The sequence below is a fragment of the Rhodoferax sp. genome (assembly GCF_030646845.1).
Classification (GTDB): domain Bacteria; phylum Pseudomonadota; class Gammaproteobacteria; order Burkholderiales; family Burkholderiaceae_C; genus Rhodoferax.
Genome location: NZ_JAUSLE010000056.1, coordinates 36,681 through 42,783, shown reverse-complemented (window position 1 = coordinate 42,783; position 6,103 = coordinate 36,681). Strand labels below are relative to the sequence as shown.

Here is a 6,103-nt window from a genome sequence, read left to right as displayed (position 1 = left end):
TGTTGACGCTGTCGAACAGCTCGACCAAGGCGGTCTCGGCCCGGTACAGCTCCCAGTTGCTGGTGAAGATGCCGCCGTCCTTGTTGGTGTCGGAGTAGCCGAGCATGATGTCCTGCTCGGCGCCGGAGCGCTGCACCAGCTTCGCCACGCCGGGCAAGGCATAGAAGGCCCGCATGATGGGCGCCGCGTTGCGCAGGTCTTCGATGGTTTCGAACAGCGGGACCACGATGAGGTCGTTGGTGGATGCACCGTCCAGCGTGCCGTGCATCAGGCCCACTTCCTTTTGCAGCAGCAGCACTTCGAGCAGGTCGCTCACGGTTTCGGTGTGGCTGATGATGTAGTGGCGAATCGCTTCCTTGCCAAAGCGGGCGCGCGCACTCAAGGCGGCTTCGAAAATCGCCAGCTCGCTTCGGGCCAGCTCCGAATAGACGTTGCCCAGCACCCGCAGCGGCCGGGCGTCGTTGAGCATTTTCAGGAGCAGCGCACGTTTGGCCATCTCATCGAGGCTGCTGTAAGCCGCCTCGATGCGCGCCACCGCCAGCAGTTCGGCCACGACTTCTTCATGCTTGTCGGAACTCTGGCGCAAGTCGACCGTGGCCAGGTGAAAGCCAAACACTTCGACCGCGCGGATCAGGGGGTGCAGACGTTGCGCCACCAGCGCGGCCCCATGGTGGGCCAGCAGCGAGGCCTCGATGGTGCGCAGGTCCGCGAGGAACTCTTCGGCGGTCTTGTAGGCGTTTTGGGGCGCTACGGCGTGGCGCGCGGCGTCGCCGCCGGTCAGGTCCTTGAGGGCCGCGGCCAGCCGGGCATAGACGCCAATCAGGGCGCGCCGGTAGGGCTCATCCTTGCGGTGTTCATTGGTGTCGGGCGAGCGCTCTGCGAGCGCTTGCATGTCGGGCAGGCAGTCCACCAGCATGGTGGAGAGCGACAGTTCTCCGCCCAGGTAATGCACTTCGGTCAGGTAGTGGCGCAGCGCGACGTCCGCCTGGCGGCGCAGGGCATGAATCAGTGTCTGCGCGTTCACATTGGGGTTGCCGTCCCGGTCGCCGCCGATCCACTGGCCCATGCGCAGAAAGCTGTGCACCGGGTGCTGGCCCAGCTCGCGTTCCAGGTCGGCATAGAGCTTGGGGATTTCACGCAAGAAGGTTGACTCGTAGTAACTCAAGGCGTTTTCCACTTCGTCGGCCACGGTGAGCTTGGTGAAGCGCAGGAGCCGGGTTTGCCACAGCTGCAACACGCGGGCGCGCATCTGTTCCTCGTTGGCGGCCAGTTCGCGGGGTGTCAGTGCATCCTTGTTGGCGTTGACGGACGCCGCCTTGACCTTGATGTCGTCGCGGGCCACGAGCAGCTGGGCGATGTCGCGCTCGGCGTCCAGGATGCTTTTGCGCTGGACCTCGGTGGGGTGGGCGGTGAGCACCGGTGAGACAAAGCTGGTCGCCAGCGTGTTGGCAATTGTCCTGGGCGATATCCCGGCCCAGCGCAGGCGGGCCAGGGCCACTTCAATGCTGCCTTCCTGGGTGTCGCCGGCGCGTTCGTGGATGGCCCGGCGCCGGATGTGGTGGCGGTCTTCCGCCAGATTGGCCAGGTGGCTGAAATAGGTGAAGGCCCGGATCACGCTGACCGTCTGATCGCCGCTCAAGCCCTTGAGCAGCTTTTTGAGCGCCTTGTCGGCCTCGTGGTCGGCGTCGCGGCGAAATGCCACCGACAGCTTGCGGATTTGCTCGATCAACTCGAATGCGGCCACACCCTCCTGCTCGCGGATGACGTCACCCAGGATGCGACCCAGCAGGCGGATGTCTTCCACCAGTGGGCGTTCGTTGTCTTTGGTGCGCGCGGGCGATGCGGATTTTGGCGGTTGGATCATGGCGTTTTGGAAGGGAGAGTTGCTCAGGACTGCAAGTCGGGCCATGCTAGCATCCTCCGTTCACCCAGGATTACCAACAGGTTACGACTTTGAGCAGCCGCGTATGAGCAATTTGACGATCACGATAGCAACACGGGAAAGCCGCCTGGCCCTATGGCAGGCCGAGCACGTCAAGGCACTGCTGGAGCAGCGCGGGCACCAGGTGAGCCTGCTGGGGATGACCACCAAGGGCGACCAGATTCTGGACCGCTCCCTGAGCAAAGTGGGCGGCAAGGGCCTGTTTGTAAAAGAACTGGAAGTGGCGCTGGAAGAAGGCCGGGCTGACCTGGCCGTGCATTCGCTCAAGGATGTGCCCATGGAACTGCCCGAGGGGTTTGTCCTCGCCTGCGTGATGGAGCGCGAAGACCCGCGCGATGCCTTTGTCTCCAACCACTACGCGACGCTGGCTTCATTGCCGCAGGGTGCCGTGGTCGGCACCTCCAGCCTGCGCCGCATGGCCCTGCTGCGCGCCCGGCGCCCGGACCTGAAGATCGAGCCTTTGCGTGGCAATCTGGATACGCGGCTGCGCAAGCTCGATGATGGGCTGTATGACGCCATCGTGCTGGCAGCGGCTGGCCTGAAGCGGCTGGGACTGGGTGAGCGCATTCGCAACACATTTGCGCCGGACGTAATGCTGCCCGCCGCCGGACAAGGTGCCTTGGGCATTGAGGTGCGCGCCGAACGCCGGGAGGTGATCGATGCCCTGGCACCGCTGGCGCACCAGACCACCTGGCTGGCGGTGTCGGCCGAGCGGGCGGTGAGCCGTGCCATGGGCGGGAGCTGCTCCATGCCGCTGGCCGCGTTTGCCACCCTCCACGCCGACACCTTGACCCTTGACGCGGCCTGGGGCGACCCGGAGGGCGTGCTGGAGCTGGTGTGCGTGCGCATCAGCGCGCCTGTGACCGATCTGGCGAGCGCCACGGCGCTGGGTGAGCGGGTGGCGGCCGATCTGCGCGCCGGCATTGCCGCCAAAGGGGGATCCATCCTGGCGCCGGGTGAGCCCCAGGGTAATACCTGATCATGCGGGTCATCGTTACCCGTCCCGAGCGCGAGGCGCAACGATGGGTGCGTGATCTGTCAGCGCACGGCCTGGATGCCGTGGCGCTGCCACTGATCCAGGTGGGTCCGGTGGACGATCCGGCCGATCTGGTGCAGGCATGGCGGCACCTGGCCGAGTACGTGGGGGTGATGTTTGTCAGTGGCAACGCGGTGGAGCATTTCTTTGCATCAAAACCGCCTCTAGCCCCCGAATTCAGTGCGCAAGCAGCTATCAAAACAAGAGCGTGGGCGACCGGCCCCGGAACGGCGCGGGCCTTGTTGCGTGAAGGTGTTGCGCCTGACCGGCTGGATGTCCCCGCGCTGGACGCCGGTCAATTTGATTCTGAAGCCCTGTGGCAGGTCGTTGGCGCGCAGGTGCACGCCGGTGATCGGGTGCTGATCGTGCGCGGTGGCGACGCCGCAGGCAGTGGCAGCCCCGGGCAGGGCACCGGGCGCGAGTGGTTTGCCAACCGGGTGGCGCAGGCGGGCGCCCGGGCCGATTTCGTCGTGGCCTACCAGCGCTACGCGCCTCAATTCAGCGCGCACGAATGTGAACTGGCGCGCCAGGCGGCCACGGATGGTGCGGTGTGGCTGCTCAGCAGCACCGAAGCAGTGGCCAACCTGAGCGCCTGGCTGCCCGGGCAGAGCTGGTCTCGCGCACGCGCGGTGGCGACGCACCCCCGCATTGCCGCGGCGGCACGGATGGCTGGTTTCGGTGTTGTTTGCGAGTCACGTCCGACGCTGCCGGATGTGGTGGCCTCTATAGAATCAATGCGATGAACTCCGATTCCACCGCCGAAACATCTGCCCATACGGGGGAAGAGGCGCCCGGGGCTGCGGATCGCCTGGCGGCCCGTGCCACGCCCACGCCCGCGCCACGCTGGGTCCTCCTGAGTCTGGGTGCGGTGGCGCTGGTCGCCCTGCTGGCCAGTGGTTTTCTGTGGCAACGGCTCTCGGGCGTCCAGGAGCAGCTGGCCCGGCAGAGCGGTGACGCCACGAGCCAGTCGGTAGAGGCCCGTACCATGGCCAAACAGGCGCAGGAACTGGCCCGGGAGACGGCGGCGCGGGTCACCGTCTATGAGACGCGCTTGAGCGAGATCGCGCTGCAACGCACGCAGCTGGAAGACCTGATGCAGAGTCTGTCGCGTTCGCGCGATGAGAACCTGGTGGTCGACATTGAGTCGGCCATCCGCCTGGCGCAGCAGCAGGCCCAGCTCACGGGCAGTGTCGAACCCCTGCTGGCGGCGCTGAAAAGTGCCGAGCAACGTGTGGTTCGCGCGGCGCAGCCCCGTCTGACGCCTTTGCAGCGGGCCATTGCGCGGGATATCGAGCGCATCAAGTCGGCGGCTGTCAGCGACACGCCGGGTCTTCTGGTGAAGCTCGATGAACTGGTGCACCTGGCGGATGAGCTGGTGGTGGCCAATGCGGTGGCGCCCGTCAATGCCACGGCTTCCACCCAGCGCCAGGGTCCGGATGGCACGCTCAAGTGGTGGCAGCGCAGTCTGCAGCTGGTGCTTGACGAGGCGCGCAGCCTGGTGCGGGTCAGCCGCATCGAGCAGCCTGAGGCGGCGCTGCTGTCGCCGGAACAGTCCTTCTTCGTGCGGGAGAACTTCAAGCTCAAACTGCTCAACGCCCGGCTGGGGCTGCTGGCGCGCCAACTTGAGTCGTCGCGCGCAGACCTGGCGGCAGCCTCGATGTCGCTGAACAAGTACTTCGACACGACTTCGAAAAAAACGCAGGCGGCGGCGAGCCTGTTGCAGCAGGTGCAGGCACAGATGAAGACGCTGCAATTGCCCCGCGTGGATGAAACACTGACCGCACTGACCACTGCGGCCGCTGGACGGTAGACATGCGGGCTGCCCTGTGGTTTCTGGCGTTGTTTGGTATGGCGGTCGCCATCGCCCTGTTTGCCGGCAATAACCAGGGCACTATCACGGTGTTCTGGCCGCCCTACCGGGTGGACTTGTCGCTGAATCTGGTCGTGCTGTTGCTGGCACTGCTGTTTTTTACCCTGCACGTGGCCTTGCGTGCCCTGGCGGCCCTGTTTGCCATGCCGGGCCACGCGCGGCGCTGGCGCATCCAGCACCAGGAGCGCGCCCTGCATCTCGCTTTGCTGGATGCACTCTCGCATCTCGAGGCTGGACGTTTTATCCGGGCCAGAAAAGCGGCAGAAACGGTGCTGGCGCGTGAGACTGCGATGACGCGCAGCGGTGAAACACTGGCCTATTCGGGGCGACTGCGCGCCCTGTCGCATTTGTTGGCCGCTGAAAGTGCCCATGCATTGCAGGACAAGGCGGCGCGCGAAGAGCATTTTCGCCAGGCGCTGGAACAGGCGTCAAAGCGCGACGCGCAGGAAGCCCGCGAGGGCGTGCAGTTGCGGGCGGCGCGTTGGGCGCTGGAGGACCACGATGCCCAGGGCGCCCTCCAGTGGCTGGATGATTTGCCTCAAGGCGCCTCCCGGCGCACGATTGCCTTGCGCTTGCGCTTGACGGCCGCACGCATGGCACGGCAGACGCGGCTGGCGCTGGAGACCGCACGCCTGCTGGCGAAGCACCGCGCATTTTCCGAAGTGGCTGCACAGGGGATTTTGCGGGGTCTGGCGCTGGAGCTGGTCATGACAGCGCACGACCCGGACCAGCTGCAAACGGTCTGGAACCAGCTGGATGCGCCGGAGCGGCTGATGCCCGACGTGGCCATCGAAGCCGCCCAGAGAATGTTGCAGCTGGGTGGCGATGTTGACGTGGCCCGCACTTGGCTCCTGCCGGTCTGGGAGCGCATGGTGGCGCAACCGGGCGCTTTGCCGGACGCGCAGCGCGTCCATCTCATTCGGGTGCTGGAAAGCGGTTTTGCCATGGCCTCGGGTGCGCCAGAGGCGGCGTGGCTGACCCGGATCGAGCAGGCGCAGATGGCCAATCCGGGCGACTCGGCCCTGCAGTACCTTGCCGGCATTACCTGCATGCGACTTCAGTTGTGGGGCAAGGCGCAGCAGCTGCTCAAGCAGGCCCTGCCGAGGTTGCAGGACGCGGGCCTGGAGCGAAATGCCTGGGCAGCGCTCGCGGAGCTTGCCGAGCGGCGGGGGGATGTCGCTGCGTCGACGCAAGCCTGGCAAAACGCGGCGAAGGCGGCAACCGCGTGACTCGCCGGAAATTCAGGACTATTATC

General features: G+C 65.9%; 5 protein-coding genes. 4 read left to right on the top strand and 1 reads right to left on the bottom strand.

Annotation, left to right across the window (positions count from 1 at the left end; all coding sequences use genetic code 11):
* Positions 1 to 1,864: phosphoenolpyruvate carboxylase (locus Q7T10_RS13605; RefSeq protein WP_304749133.1), on the bottom strand; the 1,864-nt coding region annotated here is incomplete at its 3' end.
* 103 nt (positions 1,865 to 1,967) lie between these two features.
* Here Q7T10_RS13605 and hemC point away from each other — a divergent pair.
* The 4 genes from hemC to Q7T10_RS13585 are packed head-to-tail and all read left to right on the top strand — an operon-like array spanning position 1,968 to position 6,077.
* On the top strand, positions 1,968 to 2,921 hold the full coding sequence (gene hemC / locus Q7T10_RS13600) for a hydroxymethylbilane synthase (protein ID WP_304749130.1): 954 nt from the start codon (positions 1,968 to 1,970) through the stop codon (positions 2,919 to 2,921).
* A gap of 2 nt (positions 2,922 to 2,923) precedes the next feature.
* Complete coding sequence (locus tag Q7T10_RS13595; protein WP_304749128.1) at positions 2,924 to 3,721, top strand: uroporphyrinogen-III synthase; 798 nt, start codon at positions 2,924 to 2,926, stop codon at positions 3,719 to 3,721.
* Positions 3,718 to 4,788: a uroporphyrinogen-III C-methyltransferase gene (locus Q7T10_RS13590; RefSeq protein WP_304749125.1), complete on the top strand. Its 1,071-nt coding sequence runs from the start codon at positions 3,718 to 3,720 to the stop codon at positions 4,786 to 4,788. Before Q7T10_RS13595 ends, Q7T10_RS13590 begins: the two co-directional genes overlap by 4 nt.
* Before the next feature lie 2 nt (positions 4,789 to 4,790).
* Entirely contained in the window at positions 4,791 to 6,077 is a 1,287-nt protein-coding gene (locus tag Q7T10_RS13585; RefSeq protein ID WP_304749122.1) for a heme biosynthesis protein HemY, read from the top strand.
* Positions 6,078 to 6,103: the final 26 nt, after the last annotated feature.